Annotated in this window: 13 protein-coding genes and 1 tRNA gene; 7 read left to right on the top strand and 7 right to left on the bottom strand. The window is 42.8% G+C overall.

What is annotated here, in order from left to right; genetic code table 11:
- Positions 1 to 289 precede the first annotated feature (289 nt).
- From rhlP to AN394_RS08125, 3 genes are all read left to right on the top strand, one after another.
- Entirely contained in the window at positions 290 to 1,102 is an 813-nt protein-coding gene (gene rhlP, locus AN394_RS08135) for a rhombotarget lipoprotein (RefSeq protein ID WP_055021206.1), read from the top strand.
- Between the two features lie 88 nt (positions 1,103 to 1,190).
- Positions 1,191 to 3,248 (top strand): TonB-dependent receptor, encoded by a 2,058-nt coding sequence (locus tag AN394_RS08130; RefSeq protein WP_055021205.1) that lies wholly within the window; start codon positions 1,191 to 1,193, stop codon positions 3,246 to 3,248.
- 96 nt (positions 3,249 to 3,344) lie between these two features.
- The gene (locus tag AN394_RS08125) at positions 3,345 to 4,535 is read left to right on the top strand and encodes an MFS transporter (RefSeq protein ID WP_055021204.1); all 1,191 of its coding nucleotides are present in this window, start codon (positions 3,345 to 3,347) and stop codon (positions 4,533 to 4,535) included.
- Positions 4,536 to 4,543: 8 nt separating this feature from the next.
- Here the strand turns inward: AN394_RS08125 and AN394_RS08120 are convergent, their stop codons facing one another.
- The 5 genes from AN394_RS08120 to AN394_RS08100 form a co-directional block, all read right to left on the bottom strand.
- On the bottom strand, positions 4,544 to 4,954 hold the full coding sequence (locus AN394_RS08120; protein WP_055021203.1) for a GFA family protein: 411 nt from the start codon (positions 4,952 to 4,954) through the stop codon (positions 4,544 to 4,546).
- 1 nt (position 4,955) lies between these two features.
- Positions 4,956 to 5,969, bottom strand: a complete 1,014-nt coding sequence (locus tag AN394_RS08115; protein ID WP_055021202.1) for a fatty acid desaturase — start codon at positions 5,967 to 5,969, stop codon at positions 4,956 to 4,958.
- Positions 5,970 to 6,015: 46 nt separating this feature from the next.
- On the bottom strand, positions 6,016 to 8,187 hold the full coding sequence (locus tag AN394_RS08110; RefSeq protein WP_055021201.1) for a bifunctional diguanylate cyclase/phosphodiesterase: 2,172 nt from the start codon (positions 8,185 to 8,187) through the stop codon (positions 6,016 to 6,018).
- A gap of 836 nt (positions 8,188 to 9,023) precedes the next feature.
- A tRNA-Leu gene (locus AN394_RS08105) sits at positions 9,024 to 9,108 on the bottom strand.
- Positions 9,109 to 9,284: 176 nt separating this feature from the next.
- A complete protein-coding gene (locus AN394_RS08100) occupies positions 9,285 to 10,937 on the bottom strand; it encodes an acyl-CoA dehydrogenase family protein (RefSeq protein WP_054562712.1) in 1,653 nt (550 codons plus the stop codon).
- A gap of 141 nt (positions 10,938 to 11,078) precedes the next feature.
- Here AN394_RS08100 and AN394_RS08095 point away from each other — a divergent pair, with 141 nt between their 5' ends.
- Positions 11,079 to 11,579 (top strand): RDD family protein, encoded by a 501-nt coding sequence (locus AN394_RS08095; protein ID WP_054562713.1) that lies wholly within the window; start codon positions 11,079 to 11,081, stop codon positions 11,577 to 11,579.
- A gap of 73 nt (positions 11,580 to 11,652) precedes the next feature.
- On the opposite strand, the gene lptG is transcribed toward AN394_RS08095, so the two are convergent.
- Both lptG and lptF read right to left on the bottom strand, forming a co-directional pair.
- Positions 11,653 to 12,720: an LPS export ABC transporter permease LptG gene (gene lptG / locus AN394_RS08090; protein WP_054562714.1), complete on the bottom strand. Its 1,068-nt coding sequence runs from the start codon at positions 12,718 to 12,720 to the stop codon at positions 11,653 to 11,655.
- Positions 12,717 to 13,829 carry an LPS export ABC transporter permease LptF gene (gene lptF, locus AN394_RS08085; RefSeq protein WP_054562715.1) on the bottom strand — a complete coding sequence of 371 codons (1,113 nt, stop codon included), beginning with the start codon at positions 13,827 to 13,829 and terminating at the stop codon, positions 12,717 to 12,719. Before lptF ends, lptG begins: the two co-directional genes overlap by 4 nt.
- A gap of 322 nt (positions 13,830 to 14,151) precedes the next feature.
- Between lptF and pepA the strand changes: the two genes are divergently transcribed.
- The 3 genes from pepA (at position 14,152) to AN394_RS08070 (ending at position 19,118) form a co-directional block, all read left to right on the top strand.
- Complete coding sequence (gene pepA / locus AN394_RS08080) at positions 14,152 to 15,666, top strand: leucyl aminopeptidase (RefSeq protein ID WP_054552638.1); 1,515 nt, start codon at positions 14,152 to 14,154, stop codon at positions 15,664 to 15,666.
- Positions 15,667 to 15,792: 126 nt separating this feature from the next.
- Positions 15,793 to 16,239, top strand: coding sequence for a DNA polymerase III subunit chi (locus tag AN394_RS08075; RefSeq protein ID WP_054562716.1), 447 nt, complete (start codon positions 15,793 to 15,795; stop codon positions 16,237 to 16,239).
- A 23-nt stretch (positions 16,240 to 16,262) separates the two neighbouring features.
- Positions 16,263 to 19,118, top strand: coding sequence for a valine--tRNA ligase (locus tag AN394_RS08070; RefSeq protein ID WP_054562717.1), 2,856 nt, complete (start codon positions 16,263 to 16,265; stop codon positions 19,116 to 19,118).
- Positions 19,119 to 19,204 lie beyond the last annotated feature (86 nt).

The raw sequence follows: 19,204 nt of genomic DNA, 5'->3' as shown, positions 1-19,204 counted from the left end.
CTTTGGGCGCTTCACAGGCACTTACTCTCATCGTTGTTACTTCTTAAAAGGGGATGCCATTCTTGCAAAGTAACGCCTTGATATTAAGCACCTGTGAAACGCTGAATTCTGCATCTTGAGGTGGCTTGGGTATATATCAACACATTAGAAAGCTAACCTTTACATTTCTTTAAACTACTTTGGCACTATTTACGAAAAATCGAGTCTGAGTTACATTTCCGTTTGGGGCGTCTGTCGTTATATTTGCTACATAAACAAACGCTTCCTCACTACATAATAAGGATAATTTATGAATCTACTAAAATGGTGTTTGGTCATTAGCATTACTGCACTAACGGGCTGTAGTGCCATGATGAGCCAATATGGCAATCAAAAAACGCAATCAAGTTCATTGGTTGAGTACCTTTACCCAGACCAGCAAGACAGAGCGGCACACCAAGCAACGATCCCAACTTTAAACTTACCTGCTACTGTTGGGATTGCCTTTATTCCTAACAAGTACAATGATGGCTTACACCACGGTGACGAAGTGGCACTGCTGAACAAAGTTAAAAAGCAGTTTATGCAATATGACTATATTGACCGCATTGAAGTGATCCCAAGTACTTATTTAAAAGGCGGCGAAGGATTTACCGCATTAGAGCAAGTATCACGATTATATGATGTGGATATTATGGCCCTTGTTTCGTACGACCAAGTGTCGCAAAGCTTAGAAAATAACGCCGCTTTTTTATATCTAACGATTGTTGGTTTATATGTGATTCCGGGCAATGAAAACTCAGTACAAACCTTTGTAGATACCGCCGTATTTGATGTAAAAAGCCGAAAAATGCTGTTTCGCGCTCCAGGTATACATAAAGCAGAGCAACGCAGCACAGCGATTGGCATCGATGAAGTCGCTAAAGAGCAATCGCTGGCAAGCTTTAATGGCGCTGTTGATGACATGATCACAAATCTAGATACTGAATTGGCGCAATTTAAAACCCGCGTTAAAGAAGAAAAAGTAGCTAATGTCACGCACAGAAACGGCAGTAGCGGCAGTAGCTTGTTCTGGTTAGTTGCAGCACTGGCTGGTTTTGCCGTACATCGCCGTAGCGCATAACAGACAAAGTTATTAATCGCGAAAGCTTTTACCCATCCTCAAAAGCAGTTACCCTTTGGTTTTTGTTGTACCTAACCAAAGGGTTTTCATGAAGTTGTCGATACTCTCAGTGCTTGTGAGCACCTCATTGTTTAACCATCAAGCTTTCGCTAATAATGAGCTAGAACATATTACAACGACCGCCTCGCGCAGCGAAGTGTTGGCAGATCCTTTGCCTGTTGTGGTCAGCAGTATTTCACAAAAGCAACTGGCGCTTATCGCTCCTACCCATATTGAACAAGCCCTTAAGCAAGTGGCCGGTGCTAATCTTCAACACGGTAATGGCCAAGAGTATTTACCCGCTTTACGTTCACCTGTACTTTCTGGCGCAGGTGCATGCGGAGGCTTACTTACTGCTGAAGATGGTATTCCACTTCGCGCAGCTGGTTTTTGCAACATCAATGAGTTATTCGAAGCCCACACTGAAATGGCTGAACGTATCGAAGTACTGAAAGGCCCGGGCTCTGCCCTTTATGGTTCAAATGCAGTGCATGGTGTAGTCAACGTGATCACGCCAGATACAAACTATGACCACAACCAACTTGGTTTTGATTACGGCTCGTTTGGCTACACTCGCTACAAACTTGGTACGGGCAGTGACTTTGGCCAGCAAGGTTTAGGCATTAATGCCACGATCACCCGAGATACGGGTTATCGTGATGACGAAAGTGTTGATCAAGAAAAGCTATCACTGCGTCACCGTTTTGATGGCGAAAAACTAAGTGTAAATACAGGCCTGACTTACACCCATTTAGATCAACAAACGGCTGGTTACATCGAAGGCTTTGAAAGCTATAAGGATGAGCAAATAGCTCAGTCTAATTTTGATCCTGATGCATTTCGTAAAGCTCGCTCTTTGCGTGTTTGGTCCAAGCTAAATTGGACACAAGATGAGGCTAACAGCTTTACCCTAACGCCTTATATCCGCGATCAAAACATGACCTTCTTTAAGCATTTTTTACCGGGTACTCCCCTTGAAGAAAATGCTCAGCAAGGTGTTGGCCTTCAATCAAGCTGGCAGCATAAGTTAACAGGCTCTAGCCTCTTAACAGTTGGCTTTGATGGTGAGCTTACGGATGCTGATTTTTTACAATATCAGTATAGCCCAACTCAAGGCTCAGCGTTTTTAGTTGCCACCGTGCCTCAAGGAAAACATTACGACTATCAAGTAACTAGCACCCTATTAGCACCATTTGTGAATCTTGATTGGCAACTTGATGAGTTACTCATCAGCCTTGGTGGTCGATACGAGCGTATGCGTTATGACTACGACAACCATATGTTGGCTGGTCGCACAAAAGAAGATGGTACAGCATGCGCAATGGGCGGATGCCGCTATTCTCGACCAGAAAGCGGCGAAAATCGCTTTACTAACTTTTCACCTAAGCTTGGTTTAAGCTATCAATATGCTGATAACCAGTTTATCTACGCCAATGCTTCAGAAGGTTATCGAGCACCGCAAGCGGCAGAGCTTTATCAGTTACAACGCGAACAAAATGTCGCAGATCTGAAATCTGAAACAGCTAAAAACCTCGAGCTAGGTTTAAAAGGTCAACAAGCACAACTGCATTATGTAGTTAGCATTTATGCAATGAATAAAAAGAACACGATTTTCCGCGACAGTGATTTTTATTACGTCAATGATGGCCAAACCCAGCATCGTGGTATTGAGCTTGAGTTAGCCTATGCCATTACGCCAAGCTTATCGATGCAGTTAGCCGCGAGCCACGCCAAGCATACATACAGTTATGACCAATTACTCAGCGGGGTTAATATCAATGGTAATCTCATTGATACTGCACCGCGTAACATCGCTAACTTACAACTACTTTGGCAAGCAAACGACATCACGCGTGTTGGGCTTGAGCTACATACCACCAGCAGCTACTTTACTGATCCTGAAAACCAGCATAGCTACGAAGGTCACTCATTAGTAAACTTAAGAGCGGCGTGGCAGCTATCAGCTAACTTTACTGTGACTGCACGTATAAACAATTTAACCGACGAACGTTATGCAGAGCGCGCTGACTACACAACATTTAGTGGCGATCGCTACTTTCCGGGTAGACCGCGCAACGCCATGTTATCAGCAAGTTATCAGTTTTAAATAACCGCATTATTTGGTGAGCTATCTCATAGTTCACCCACGCTGTTTAGTGTTTTGGTATGATAAATGTACCTATTACTATAGTTCCTAAACAGCGTGTCATCTTCTCAAAATCTAATTCGTAACCTTCTTTTAGTGCTGGGCATTTTTCTTATTGCAGCCAGTTTGCGAGCCCCTATCACTGGTATTGCTCCAGTACTTGAACAGATCATTGATCAATTTAAGTTAAATGCATCACAAGCAGGCATGTTGACGACTTTACCTTTAATTGCATTTGCTATTGCTTCACCTATGGCAGCAAGCCTTGCTAAAAAATGTGGCCTTGAAGTATCACTTTTCATTGCCCTTGTATTAATAGGCATAGGGGTTGTCTCTCGTGTTATTGATTCTGCCACCGTATTATTTATTGGCACTGCAGTGATTGGTGTCGGTATCGCGATTGGTAATGTGTTATTGCCAAGCCTGATAAAACGAGACTTTCCACACAAAGTGGCAGTAATGACGTCTAGTTATGTTTTGGCAATGGGCATATTTGGTGGCAGCTATTCAGCACTCATCATTCCGCTGGCTGAGTATAAAGAACTTGGTTGGCAATTGGCGCTTGCCAGTTATGCCTTATTGGTTGTGCTAGCTATTGTGGTGTGGTTACCACAACTTAAGCAACATACCATGCCAAAACAGGCATCCGTTTCAAACAGTACACAAAGCAAAATTTGGCACTCTGCACTTGCTTGGCAAATTACGTTATTGCTCGGCTTTAACTCATTTTTCACTTATATCATGCTAGGTTGGCTACCTAGCATTTTAATAGAAGGCGGCCACAGTGCGCAGCACGCGGGTGCTTTGCAAGGCGCCTTTCAAGTAGCCTCAGCGCTACCAGGTATTGTGCTTATTCCACTACTTGCCAAATTAAAAGATCAACGCATCTTAACCCTAAGCTTGGCATTACTTGGCGCGCTTTGTTCTGTTGGATTATTAGTTGCGCCTAGCTTTGCGATGCTTTGGTCAGTCACCTTAGGTTTTTGCTCAGGTGCCTGTTTTATATTGGGCTTATCATTTGTAAGCCTGCGCACTCATGACTCAATGCAAGCTGCAGCGTTATCGGGTATGGCACAATGTATCGGGTATTTATTGGCTGCAACAGGCCCTATTATTGCGGGCGCCTTACATAGTTATTTTAATAACTGGGCAGGAGCACTTTGGCTGTGTATTGCATCTAGCCTGTTGTGTGCTTTATTTGGTTACTTAAGCGGCCGAAATATCACTATTGACCAACAAGAGAAATAAAACCGCAGCTACTTAGGTGCGGTTTCAAAGGCACTCATATTACTTAGGTTATCTAGCCAAGGTTTATATGAGCGATACCAAATATGCGCTTTTGGAATAAGCTCATCAGCTTGCTCTACGGCGCCAATACGTAAGCCATAAATACGCTCGCCAGCTCCTACAGAAGTCGCGTACAAGGCTGTACCACAGTTACCACAAAACCCTTGCGCACGCTGATTACCACTCTCGGCAATTTTTATATATTCTTTTGGCTCAGCACCTGTAAAAGTAACCCCATCAGGCACAGACACAACAACAGTACGAAATGGCGCACCCGAGATAATTTGACAGTCAGTGCAATGACAGTTAATCACTTTATTTTCATCCACTTCTGCGTGATAAGTTACCTCACCACAATGACAACGACCAGTGACCTTCATATTAAACTCCTTGTTGAGATGATTGCCCTTTTACAGGGTAATGATTAGCCTGTTTTAAGCTTTGTAAGTCATTAAAACGTACCCCGTTCTGGGCCATAATAGGACGTATTTTTTTGCTGATCAATTGTCTAATGTAAAAGGGCTGATTCGGCACAAAATGATGGATTGTATGGGTTCGGCCAAAATCAAAACAAAATAGCTGAAACGGTAAAAACCAGCGGCTGGTGATCACATGTGTTTGCTCAAGCAAATTATTTACACCGCCATAGTAATGCATTGAAGATGTCACTAAGTTAAGAGAACTAGAACGAATAATATTAGGCACGATAAGTACCACCATTAAAAACTCTGCCATCGCCAATAACTCAGCTCCCCAATCTGGCAATGTAAATGGCTGCAAAAACTGCACAGCGTAATAAGCAATTACCCCATAAAGAATCGCAAAATATGCGGTTGCAATCGGAAAGCCCGCATTAAATACCCGTAAAAACTTAAAACCGCTAATTTCTTTACTAAATCGCTTGGTATTAACTAGCAAACCTAGCAAGCCATCAGTGATGACCAAGGCTCTCAAAAATGGCGATTTAATGCCATTGCCCACCAAACGCTCTTCTAAGTCTTGCGACGTGCCAGATACTTTATGGTGATGTAAATGAATCTTTCTGCGATACCAAGGATTAACCGTATTTGGCCGCATAAGCCACACGGTTAACATCATAAAGTTATGTATAAAAGGACGATTACTAAAGTACTGCTTGTGGATAAGGTCATGCTCAAGCTCATGCGATACCGAGGTAATAAAGGCAACCAGAATGATACACAGCCACGAGGGAATAACCGCTAAGTAATAAAGTGTTGCAACACCGATTAGTGAGCACAACGACACCAGCAGAATAAACATCGCAAGTGTATTTTGCTGGTTGAGTATAGGGAAACGCGCTCTAAGCGACTGCTCTTCGGCCTTAATGGCTGTAACAATCGCCTTTATGTTTTGCTTTGCGGTTGATTCTGACATCACAAGCTTTGCTAACTGTTTGATGTCAAAATCATACAGTAATTACCTACTGCTCTCGAGAAAATTGCGTTAAAAATGGAATTACATCATTTGCTGGCAATGGTTTAGAAAAGTAATAGCCTTGTATATAGTCACAACCGGCTTCGGTTAGCACAGCCAATTGCTCGCGCTCTTCAACCCCTTCAGCAACGACTTTAATACCCAAAACACGACTCATTTGGATAATCGATTTAACCAGCGCTTCGTCGCCTAAATCAACATGTACTTCATCAATAAATGACTTATCAAGTTTAAGTACATCAACCGGAAAACGACGCAAGTAGCTAAGAGACGAATAACCCGTACCAAAATCATCTAGCGAAATTAAACACCCAGCTTGCTTCAACTGCGTAAGCACGTCTAGGTGGTTGGTATTTTCTGGCGCTAAAACACTCTCGGTTAATTCAAATGAAATTTGCGATGGCTTAACCCCTTGGCTTTTAATGGTTTCAAGCCATGCATTACGCTCTGGATTAAACTCAGTAAACTCAAATAAAGAACGGTTTACGTTAAAAACAAAATTTTCATATCCATGTGCTTCTAACGCTTTTATTTGCTGACAGGTTTTAATCAACACAAGCTCACCGAGAGGAATAATCACCCGCGAATCTTCTGCAAGCGGAATAAACTCAGCAGGTGATACCCATTGTCCTTGGTTGTTCCAACGCACTAAACTTTCGAATTTAGCGACCGTGTTATTTTCAATATCAATAATAGGTTGAAAATACACTTCAATATCGTTGTTCTTCACGGCTTGTGTAAGCTGCTCAACCAGTAAGTTGTGCTTTTTAACCTTGTTATCCATCTCTTTGCAGAAAAACAGATATTCATCGCCTGTTTGTTTTGCATTTAAGGTGGCAAGCTCAGCTTGGCGAACTAAGCGACGGGCTATTTTTTCGATTTTTTCTTGTGAAGTCGTCGTTCCAGCTTGCTCAAATTGACTAATGCCCAGCGTAACTGAAACCTGCTGACTAATGCCGCCTATAGAAACAGGCTCAACAAGTAACGCGGTAATTTGCTTGCAAACATGCTCAAGTTCACTGACATGCTGATAAGTTTGTAAGATAGCAAAACTATCACCATCGATACGCGAAAAAGCAGATTCTTTGAAGCTACCGTCGAGGCGTTCTGCAAGCTCACATAAAACCTTATCACCAAAGGTTAAGCCATAAACGGTATTGATATCTTGAAACTTATCAACATCAAAGTAGATCACGGCTAGGTTAGTATTTGCATCGTCTTGGTACGACAAAGACGATATTAGCTTGCACAAATACTCTTTAAAGTAAAAACGGTTAGTTAAGCCGGTAAGTTGGTCGTGGTTTGCGTGAAAATAAATTTTCTCCTCGGCTTCTTTTTTCTCGGTGATATCCAAAATAAACGCCACATAGCAATCTTCACCATTATTTTGCATTTTGGTTATCGATAAAAACTGCGTGTACAACTTACCTTGTTTTGTTTTATTGGTGATTTCACCAGACCACTTTCCCTCAGTATTAATTTGGTGCCACATTGCTTTATAAAAATGCGGGTCATACTTGTTTGAGCTTAAAATTTTTGGATTTTGCCCTAAGACTTCATCCAACGAATAACCCGTCATTTTAGTAAATGCGGTATTCGCGTAGGTAATATGTACATTGTGGTCGCAAATAAAAATCGCTTCGTGACTTTGCTCAATCAGTTGGTTTGAGAAATCTAATTTAGCAATAAAACGGTCTTTTTCGATTTCACGCTGGATAAGGCCAGTAAAGAGCGAAAAGAACGATTCAATCTGTAGTGCATCGCCTATTTCATGCTGAAATAGCGCGACAAGGATAGTATCGGTTTTGCCCGAAATACTTTGTAGTGGAACACCCACATAGGCTTCGATGCCCATATCGACAAGTAGCTGATCATCTGGGAATAGCTGCTGAACACCCGAGCTGTAACTTGAAATACAGCCACAACTAACATCATTACATGGCGTACTACGAATATCGTAGCTGATATTTTCAATGATTTCGTCATGCGCAGCCAAAGCGATGGTCGTCGCATGTTGAGTTAACTCATCAACTTGAGCTAAAAAAACATGAGAAGCACCAAGCACTTCTGATAAAGACAGGCATATTGCATTATAAAAGTTCTCACTTTTAAGATTTGAAATGCTTTCAACAATACGCTTTAAGTCGTATGTACCCACGCTAAGCTACCTTACCCGATAATGTGCACTAAGTGATTGACTTCACTTATTCTTAAGGCCACAAATTGTATTATAAGATGTATTCAAACACCATCGTACTCTAGTCTTAAACGATTAATTTTCAAACAAATAAGCACACATTTTTCGTGGTTATTTGTAGATTAAGCATAGTTTGAACTTGACCGCTTAGAAATAGAACAAAAGTTGCTTTAATAGAGCCTGAATTGGTACTTAGATTTGAGTTATAGGTGTTAGGCTCTGGGTGCTAGGTGCCAGGCAAAATGTACCCGTAGGAATGGCTTTAGCCATGAATTATGTTTTTCAGCATTGCTGGTTCGGCAGTAAACGACCTCCTACAATGCTTTTACGAATTGAATTGCTGAGGGTGGTTTCAAAACCCAGCAACCGCACCGCTCGGCTAAAAACTGATAGCTGATGGCTGAACTTTTAATTAACTCTGAATATAGAATTGAGTTGTAGGCTCTAGGCTCTAGGCTCTAGGCAAAATGTACCCGTAGGAATGGCTTTAGCCATGAATTATGTTTTTCAGCATTGCTGGTTCGGCAGTAAACTACCTCCTACAATGCTTTTACGAATTGAATTGCTGAGGATGGTTTCAAAAAACAATAACCGCACCGTTCGGCTAAAAGCTGATGGCTGATGGCTGGGGTTTTTCAGGCATAAAAAAAACCCAGCAAATCTGCTGGGGTCATAAAAGTGGTACCAGTAGGCGGACTTTTACTTATTCCAGTGCCACGCCCTGCGTGGCGCTCAAGTCCGCTAACTACTTTTTTCAGGCATAAAAAAACCCTAACCAATTGGCTAGGGTTAAAAAGTGGTACCAGTAGGCGGACTTGAACCGCCACGCCCGAAGGCAACGGATTTTGAATCCGTCATGTCTACCAATTCCATCATACTGGCTTCATTTTTCTTTAACCTTCTAAACACGAGAAGATAAAGAAAAACCACTTTAGAGCAAGAGCTTTTTTAATTGCTTTTGTCTCTATGCCAAGCATTATACAAAGAATGGGTAAGGCGGCAAGCGTTTTGTGCGGCGCCAGTGCTCAACCGCACAATAATTAAACAAGTTGTTAACTTTAGAGTTTTGGCATCATTCGCGAAACAATCGCCTGACAATCGATATCATGACTCAGGCAGCCGTACTGACTAAACCCTGCACCACTTAAACGACTTTTTACAAACGCATCGGCAATAAGTGACTCGCCAAATTGTAATAGTGTTGCTGCTTGCCAAAGTAGCGCGAGCTTCTCAATTATGCGCCGAGCATGCATTTCGAGGTTTGCAGTATCTGTGAGCACCTCTTTTAGTTCATCGAGTTTTATCGCAAAATCAGGGTGCAAACTGCGCGCTTTTTCAAGCTCATTAATAAGCACCTCAAGTGATTCTGGTTCACGGCTAAACACGCGTAAAAGATCAAGGCATTGCACATTACCAGAGCCTTCCCAGATAGAGTTTACCGGTGCTTCTTTATAAAGTCGGCTGGTAATGTTGTCTTGAACATAACCCACACCACCAATACATTCCATAGCCTCATAAGTGTGCTGCACTGCCCGCTTACAGATCCAATACTTACCGATTGCTGTGGCACTGCGTATTAATGCCACCTCATTACTATTATCTTGTTTATCAAGGGCATGGGCAATACGCATTGAAATGGCGAGTGCAGCTTCGGCCTCGATAGCTAAATCAGCCAATACATTGAGCATGAGCGGCTGTTGATGCAAGTTTTTACCAAATACACTGCGCCCAGATGTATGCCAAATTGCTTCTTTTATTGCTTGTAACATCAGCGAGCTTGAACCCAACATGCAGTCATAACGGGTTAAAGCAACCATTTGAATAATAGTGGCAATGCCTCGCCCCGGCTCACCGAGTAACCAACCATGTGCACCTCTAAATTCAATTTCAGAACTCGCATTTGATTGATTCCCCAATTTACTTTTTAAGCGCTGAATATACATGGCATTTTTCTCGCCAGATTCGAGCCAGCGCGGCACTAAAAAGCAAGATAACTGCTTGTCATCGGTATTAGCGAGTACCAAAAAGGCGTCGCTCATAGGCGCTGAGCAAAACCATTTGTGGCCGGTTAAAGCATATAATTGCCCTGCACCACTTTCATTGATGGCGTCTGCTTTGGTGGTGTTCGCCCGAACATCAGAGCCGCCTTGTTTTTCGGTCATCGCCATACCTATGGTGACACCTTTTTTCTCGGTCCAAGGCTTATTATCTGAATCGTAATGATTTGCCAGTATTTTAGGTAGCCACATAGCCGCTACATTTTCTTGACTCGCAATGGCAGGCACACTGGCAAAGGTCATGGTTAATGGGCAGCCGGAGCCCGGATCAGCATGATTGTGCAGCACCGCCATAACGGCTCTTACAACATGGCTACCGGCTTTTTGTTGCTGCCAAGGCAATGCGCAGTGCCCTTGCTCTATAGCGTGCTGCATTAGCTGATGGTAACTTGGGTGATAATCAACTTGGTCTATGCGTTCGCCAAATCGGCTGTGAGTGGTTAATTCGGGTAAGTGTTTGTTTGCTAAGAACCCAGCTTGCAGTAATACTCCTCCCACTTGCTCCCCAAACGCCGTTAAATGCGTAGTTCCCCATTGCCCTGCAAAACGATTTTGCCAATATTGAAGTACCGTGTCGGCCTCATAGGCATTGTAGTTTTCAAGTGGTTTGGGTTGATTAAATACCTGATGAGTTTCGCTTTGAGAAACGGCCATAACTGTGTGCTCATTTTTTATTATTTTCTCAACTATAGCAGGTCAGACCTGTTTGTCGACTTGCTAAACAGCCGTTAAGTATTTCTTGTTTGCGAAGGACTTTGCTAAACTACTGCGCAATTTAATTGGACGAGATTGTTTATGTCAGCTGAGTTTCCACGTGCCGGTTTCTGGCGCCGCTTTGCCTCTTTAATCTACGATACCTTGGTTATCATTGCCTTTGCGATGCTGACAACCGTACTGTATTTGTTAGCTGTTCAAGGGCTAATTTCTTTAGACTTACTAAGTATTGGTGACGCTGAAGATGTATCTGCTTTCATTCAAAATTCACCATTATTGTATGGCATTCGTAGTGTGTTATTGGTGATAGTGAGTGTTAGTTTCTTTAGCTATTTTTGGGCTAAGAGCGGCCAAACTATTGGTATGCGTGCATGGCGTTTAAAGGTGCAAACTCTCGATGGTCATTTAATTAGCTGGCATCAAGGCGCTCTTAGAGCCATTACTGCACTATTAGGTTTAGGTAACTTAGTGGTGTTGGTCGATTTTAAAAATAAGCGTGCCTTGCAAGATTACATCGCAAAAACTGAAGTGATCACCCTCACCAAAGAAGAAAATAAACGTATTTATCGCTCACTTGATTAAGTGATTAAGCAACACATCAAGCACAAAAAAGCGTGGCTCAACCCACGCTTTTTTTATGCTTTTTAAACGAGCATTACACTCGTTTATTCAATAGATAAGTCGCAAAACCAATAAACAGTAGGCTTGGTAATACGGCACCAACCACAGCTGGAATTTGGTAAACCATCACCACAGGACCAAATATCTCATTGGTTAAGTGGAAAGTAATACCGGTTATAACACCCATGATGATACGTGCGCCCATGGTTACTGTGCGAAGCGGGCCGAATATAAACGATAAAGCAACTAACAACATAACGGCGATAGATACAGGCTGCATGATCTTACGCCATAGCGCTAGCTCATAAGTGCTGGTGTCTTGCTCATTTTGCTGCAAATAACCTAAATATGACCAAAGCCCAGTAAATGACAGCGCTTCGGGCTTAACCGACACCACTCCTAATTTTTCGGCGGTCAGTTGCGAGTCGTAAAACTCTTCTTTATGCTGCTCAGTACTGATCTGCTCAGGCGTGATCATTACTTTATTTACATCACGAAGTAACCAACCATCTTTACGGTTTATTGCCTCTTCTGCCTTGGTAATTTGAGTAAGTTGTAACGATTTATCAAAGTGATACATGTGCACGCCACGTAAAGTGCCTTGCTGATCGACATCTTCAATATTAATAAAGTTGCTACCATCTTTCGCCCACACACCTTGCTTAGCATTAAATACATCACCACCATAAATCGCTTGATTACGTATTTCTTTTGCTTTGAGCTGTGCTTCTGGGGCACCCCATTCACCTAGCGCCATCATACAAATCGCCATAAACATCGCGGTTTTCATGACTGATGCAATAATTTGCAGGCGTGACATACCCGCCGCTTGCATAACGACCAGCTCACTGTTTGATGCCAATGCACCTAAACCTGTTAAGCCACCAATCAAGGCTGCCATTGGGAAAAAGATAACTAAATCACCCGGCATGCTATACAGGGTGTAAATCAGCGCAGTTGCAATATCATAGCTACCACGGCCAACTGATTTTAACTGCTCAATAAACTTAATGAGGGTACTAATACCTACCAGCACCATTAATGCAAAACCGGTGGTTTGAATTATGCTGCGACCTAAATACCAGTCGAGTGTTTTCATCATGCGTTTAACTCCCGCTTAGTCACAACTGCCTTTAACCATGCGCCGAGCGGACGACCTTTAATAATCAAGAAACCACCAATAAACAAGGCTGATAAATGGATCCACCATAAGCCAATTGAAGGCGGAATTTTACCATCTTCAACAGCAAACTTAGCTGCATTCAATAAAATGAAGTACCCTAAATACAAGCTGATTGCAGGCACTAATTTAGCGAATTTACCTTGGCGCGGATTCACCACACTCAGAGGTACTGCAAGTAAAGTTAATAATGGAATTGAAAGCGGAATAGCTAAACGCCACTGCCACTGCGCAATAGCTTCAGAGGTTTTCATTTTGAATAAATCAAACGTTGGTATAGCTTCTAATTTACGACGCTGGTGCTCAATTTCTTGATCTTGAATTTGTACACTGTAACCATCGAACTCTGTTAGGTTTAACGCAGCAGACTCGCCATCTGTTTCGTAGCGCTTACCATCGTTAAGAACAAGTTGCTGCTCACCGTTATCTTGCTCAATCACCACACCACGCTCTGCATACACTAAACGGGCTAAGTCACCTTTTTCACGATCTGGTAGCTGTGCAACAAATACCTTGTGTAGCTCTTTTCCGCTATTTTCAATATTGTGAATAAAAACAACCGCTTTTTCGTTACCCGTTTGCTGAAAACGCCCTGCACGTAGTGCCGATAAGCCGGCATCAGCTTTGGCTTGCTCTTTTAATTGATATTCTTGCTCACTGGCCCATGGCGCAACATAAAGAGTAAGCGCACCGGCTAAAATAGCCATCGCAGTACTTGAGATAAGCGTGACACGAACCACATACCACTCACTGACACCACAGGCTTTGAAAACTGTCATTTCGCTGTCTGCATAAATGCGACTGTAGGCCAAAATAATCCCTAAGAAAATACTCAAAGGTAAGATAAGTGAAGCAAGTTGAGGAAGTTTTAGTGCAATCATCGAAAGCACAAGTTTAGCTGGAAGACCCCCTTCTGAGGCGTCTCCTAAAATAACAACAAACTTTTGAGACACAAAAATAGTCATCAAAGTTAAAAATACGGCGACCTGCGACTTGAAGACTTCAGTGGTCAAATAACGAAAAATTAGCAATGCTCGCCCCTGTTAAACATCGAGTTTCACTGGAATAGTAAGGAATTTTGAGTAAACTAGTTATTTTACTCACTTTATTATATGCCATCAAAGTTAAATATCATACCTAGCAAGAACATATAATCTTGCATAAATGGTGCAGATGGCGTCTATTATGTGATATTGATATTCACATTAAGATAAAGTTCAAAAACACATAAATAGAGTCATAGTTTATGTACTAAGATTAGTGCTATTAAACTAAAAAATGTAAGAAAGGACTCGAAAAAGAATTTCTTACCCTTATAAACTAAGGTTATACGACTCAATATCAGGAGTAACAATGGAATTTAGCGTAAAAAGTGGTAGTCCAGAAAAGCAACGTAGCGCATGTATTGTAGTAGGCGTTTATGAGCCACGTCGTTTATCCCCCATTGGTGAACAATTAGATAAAATCAGTGACGGTTATATCTCAAACTTACTACGCCGTGGTGACCTTGAAGGTAAACCTGGCCAAGTATTGCTATTGCATCATGTACCTAATGTACTGAGCGAGCGTGTACTACTAGTAGGTTGTGGTAAAGAGCGTGAGCTTGATGACAAACAATATAAACAAATCATCTCAAAAACGATTAACACGCTAAACGAAACAGGTTCGATGGAAGCGGTATGCTTTTTAACTGAGCAACACGTTAAAAGCCGTGACACTTATTGGAAAGTACGCCAAGCAGTTGAAACAACTCAAGACTGCTTGTACACCTTCAATCAACTGAAAAGCAAAAAGAGCGACCCACGTCGCCCACTACGTAAAATTGTTTTCAACGTACCAACGCGTCGCGAGTTAACCATTGGCGAAAGTGCAATTGAGCATGGCTTAGCCATCGCTGCAGGTAGCAAGTTATGTAAAGATGTTGCCAACATGCCGCCAAATATCTGTAACCCTGCTTATTTAGGTGAGCAAGCACAAGAAATTGCTGATAACTTCGATAATGTAAGCGTTGATATTATCGGCGAAGAAAAAATGGCAGAACTGGGCATGAATTCATACCTAGCAGTTGGCCGTGGTAGTGCTAATGAATCGGTTATGTCAGTGATCAACTATCAAGGTGGCGACAAAGACCAAGCGCCAATCGTGTTAGTGGGTAAAGGCTTAACCTTTGACTCAGGTGGTATTTCAATCAAACCAGGCGAGGCCATGGATGAAATGAAATACGACATGGGTGGTGCAGCAGGTGTTATTGGTACTATGCGCGCTTTAGTGCAAATGCAATTACCAATTAACGTTGTCGGTGTTTTAGCGGGTTGTGAAAACATGCCAGGCTCAAATGCTTATCGCCCGGGTGATATCTTAACAACTATGTCGGGGCAAACAGTTGAAGTGTTAAATACCGACGCTGAAGGCCGTTTAGTACTGTGTGATGCACTCACTTATGTTGAGCGCTTTGAACCTGATACCGTTGTCGACGTAGCAACACTGACAGGTGCGTGTATTATCGCGCTGGGTTCACATGCCACAGGTTTACTATCAAACCACAACCCACTGGCCCATGACCTACTAAAAGCGTCTGAGCAAAGTGGCGACCGCGCATGGCAGTTACCTTTATGGGATGACTATCAAGAGCAACTTGAAAGCCCATTCGCTGATTTCACCAACTTAGGTGGCCGTGCCGCAGGCACCATTACAGCGGCATGCTTCTTATCTAAATTCACCAAAAAATATAACTGGGCGCATTTAGATATCGCAGGTACGGCATGGCGCAGCGGCGGTAAAAACAAAGGTGCAACCGGTCGTCCGGTACCTATGTTGACTCAGTATTTACTAAACCGCGCAGGCGTGAGTGAAGCAAGTCACGATTAAGCCTTATCGCAAGCTTAAAACTATCCCTAAATAAGGCGCCAAATGGCGCCTTATTAATTGAAGCAATTCGCGTTCTATGTCAAAATCCCTGCTTTGATCTGTGTATCTGTGGGGACGAAAGTCACTATGAATATGAACGCACAATTTTACGTTCTAAAACAAGATGATAGTGCCCACCAAACGGCTGGCGCTGTTTTCGATCTGGCAGCTAAAATTGCTGCGGATCAGTATCGTCTAGGTCATCGCGTATTTATTTACGCTGATAACACCGACACGGCCCACACAATCGACGACATCATTTGGTCATTTGAACCAGATAGTTTTGTACCTCACAACTTACAAGGTGAAGGCCCTAAAGGTGGCGCTCCGGTTGAAATTGGTATGACTCCACCTGTCGGCAACAGAAAAATATTAATCAACTTAGCTGAACACCTACCGGATTTTATTCGCCGTTTTCAGCAGGTTTATGATTTCGTACCCGTTGAGCCAAATGCTAAGCAAGCCGCCCGAGAGCGGTTTAAAAAGCTTCGCCAACTGGGCGCCCATATTGCAACGCAAGAAATTGACATTTAAGCATTTATTTAAGGTTCTGTGTAATGGATAAAACCTATAATCCGCAAGATATTGAACAGTCTTTATACCAAGGCTGGGAAGAAAATGGCTACTTTAAACCGTCTGGCCAAGGTGACGCATACTCAATTATGATCCCGCCACCAAACGTCACGGGTAGCTTACACATGGGCCACGCGTTCCAAGATACCATCATGGATACGCTAACGCGTTTAAAGCGTATGCAAGGCAACAACACTTTATGGCAAGTAGGTACTGACCACGCGGGTATCGCAACGCAAATGCTTGTTGAGCGTAAGCTTGCTGCTGAAGAAGGTAAAACACGTCACGACCTAGGCCGTGAAGCATTTATCGATAAAATCTGGGAGTGGAAAAACCACTCTGGTGGCACGATCACTAAACAATTACGTCGTTTAGGCGCTTCTGTAGATTGGGACCGTGAGCGTTTCACTATGGACGAAGGCCTTTCTGAAGCGGTTAAAGAAGTATTCGTACGTCTTCACAAAGAAGATTTAATCTACCGTGGTAAGCGCCTAGTTAACTGGGATCCTAAGCTACACACTGCGATTTCTGATCTTGAAGTTGAAAACAAAGACAAACAAGGTCACATGTGGAACCTACGTTACCCACTTGCTGATGGCGTAAAAACCAAAGATGGTAAAGACTACATCATTGTTGCGACAACACGTCCTGAAACAATGCTAGGTGATTCAGGTGTTGCTGTTAACCCTGATGATGAGCGTTACCAAGATCTGATCGGTAAAGAAATTTTACTGCCTATCGTAAACCGCCGTATTCCAATTGTTGCCGATGAGCATGCAGACATGGAAAAAGGCACAGGTTGTGTGAAAATCACGCCTGCCCACGACTTTAACGATAACGAAGTAGGTAAACGTCACCAACTACCAATGATCAACATCTTCAATAAAGATGCTGCGGTATTAAGCGAAGGTGAAAGCTACACATTCGACGGTAAAGAGCTTGAATTAGATGCGCCAATTCCTGAGCGCCTACATGGCCTTGACCGCTTTGATGCACGAAAAGCGATTGTGAGCGAATTTGAAGAACTTGGTCTATTAGAAAAAATTGAAGATCATAGCCTAACGGTACCTTACGGTGACCGTTCTGGCGTAGTGATTGAGCCACTTCTTACTGATCAGTGGTACGTGCGCGTAGCACCACTTGCTGAGCCTGCAAAAGAAGCCGTTAAAAATGGCGACATTAAGTTCGTGCCTCAACAATACGAGAACATGTACTTCTCGTGGATGAACGACGTACAAGACTGGTGTATTTCACGTCAGCTTTGGTGGGGTCACCGCATCCCAGCTTGGTACGATAACGAAGGCAACGTTTACGTTGGTCGTGACGAAGCTGAAGTACGCCGCGATAACAACCTTGCTGATGATGTTGCACTTAAGCAAGACGAAGACGTTTTAGATACCTGGTTCTCATCTGCGCTTTGGACTTTCTCAACGCAAGGTTGGCCGGCAAACACTGATGATTTAAAAACGTTCCACCCGTCTGACGTATTGGTAACAGGTTTCGATATCATCTTCTTCTGGGTTGCTCGTATGATCATGATGACCATGCACTTCATCAAAGATGAAGACGGCAAGCCACAAGTACCATTTAAAACCGTTTACGTAACTGGCCTTATCCGCGATGAAAACGGCGATAAGATGTCTAAATCGAAAGGTAACGTACTTGATCCTATCGACATGATTGACGGTATCGATCTTGAAAGCCTAGTTGAAAAGCGCACTGGTAACATGATGCAGCCACAACTAGCGAAGAAGATTGAGAAGAACACTCGTAAAACATTCGAAAACGGTATCGAAGCACACGGTACAGACGCACTGCGTTTCACCCTTGCAGCAATGGCTTCAACGGGTCGTGATATCAACTGGGATATGAACCGTCTTGAAGGTTACCGTAACTTCTGTAACAAACTATGGAACGCAAGTCGTTACGTATTAATGAATACAGAAGAGCAAGACTGTGGTTTCGCTACAGATGCTGAGAAACAGTATTCACTCGCTGATCGTTGGATTTTAGGCCAGTTTGAAGCAACTGTTAAAACCTATACTGAGCATCTAGAAAACTACCGTTTTGACCTAGCCGCAAACACTATTTATGAGTTCACTTGGAACCAATTCTGTGACTGGTACCTAGAGCTTACTAAACCAGTATTGTTTAAAGGCAACGAAGCACAGCAACGTGGCACTCGTCATACCTTAATCACGGTATTAGAAAGCCTACTTCGCTTAATGCACCCGTTAATGCCATACATCACAGAAACGATTTGGCAACGTGTTGCACCACTTGCAGGTATCGAAACTGCGGGCACTAGCATCATGGTTCAAGGTTTCCCTGTTTACAATGAAGCAAATGTTGATAGCCAAGCGATGGACGACCTAGAGTGGGTTAAACAATTCATTCTTGCTATTCGTAACATCCGTGGTGAAATGGATATCAGCCCAAGCAAACCATTATCGGTATTGCTTGCTAATGCGTCTGACGAAGACAAACGCCGCTTAACGGAAAACGAAGCTTTCTTAGCGTCTCTTGCTAAGCTTGAAGAGTTCACGCTTCTTGATAGCAAAGACGAAGCACCTGCGTGTGCAACATCGTATGTTGGTAACCTTGAGATCATGATCCCAATGGCTGGCCTAATCGATGTTGAAGCTGAACTAGCTCGTATCGCGAAGCAGCTTGAAAAAGCAGAGAAAGGCTTAGCTCAAGTTAATAACAAATTAGCTAACGAGAAGTTCGTAAATAACGCGCCAGAAGCCGTGCTTGCTAAAGAGCATGCTAAGCTGGCTGAGTTTACAGATGCGAAAGACAAACTATTAGCGCAAAAAGCGAAAATCGAAAGTCTATAACAGCATATATAAAGCGCGATTTATTCGCGCTTACAAAAAAGCCGCGCTATAACATTGTTATAGCGCGGCTTTTTAATGCTCTGTAG

It is taken from the genome of Pseudoalteromonas sp. P1-26, assembly GCF_001401795.1.
In the GTDB taxonomy this organism is placed as follows: domain Bacteria; phylum Pseudomonadota; class Gammaproteobacteria; order Enterobacterales; family Alteromonadaceae; genus Pseudoalteromonas.
Note: the sequence above shows the minus strand (reverse complement) of the source record. Positions and strands in the feature narration are given on the sequence as shown.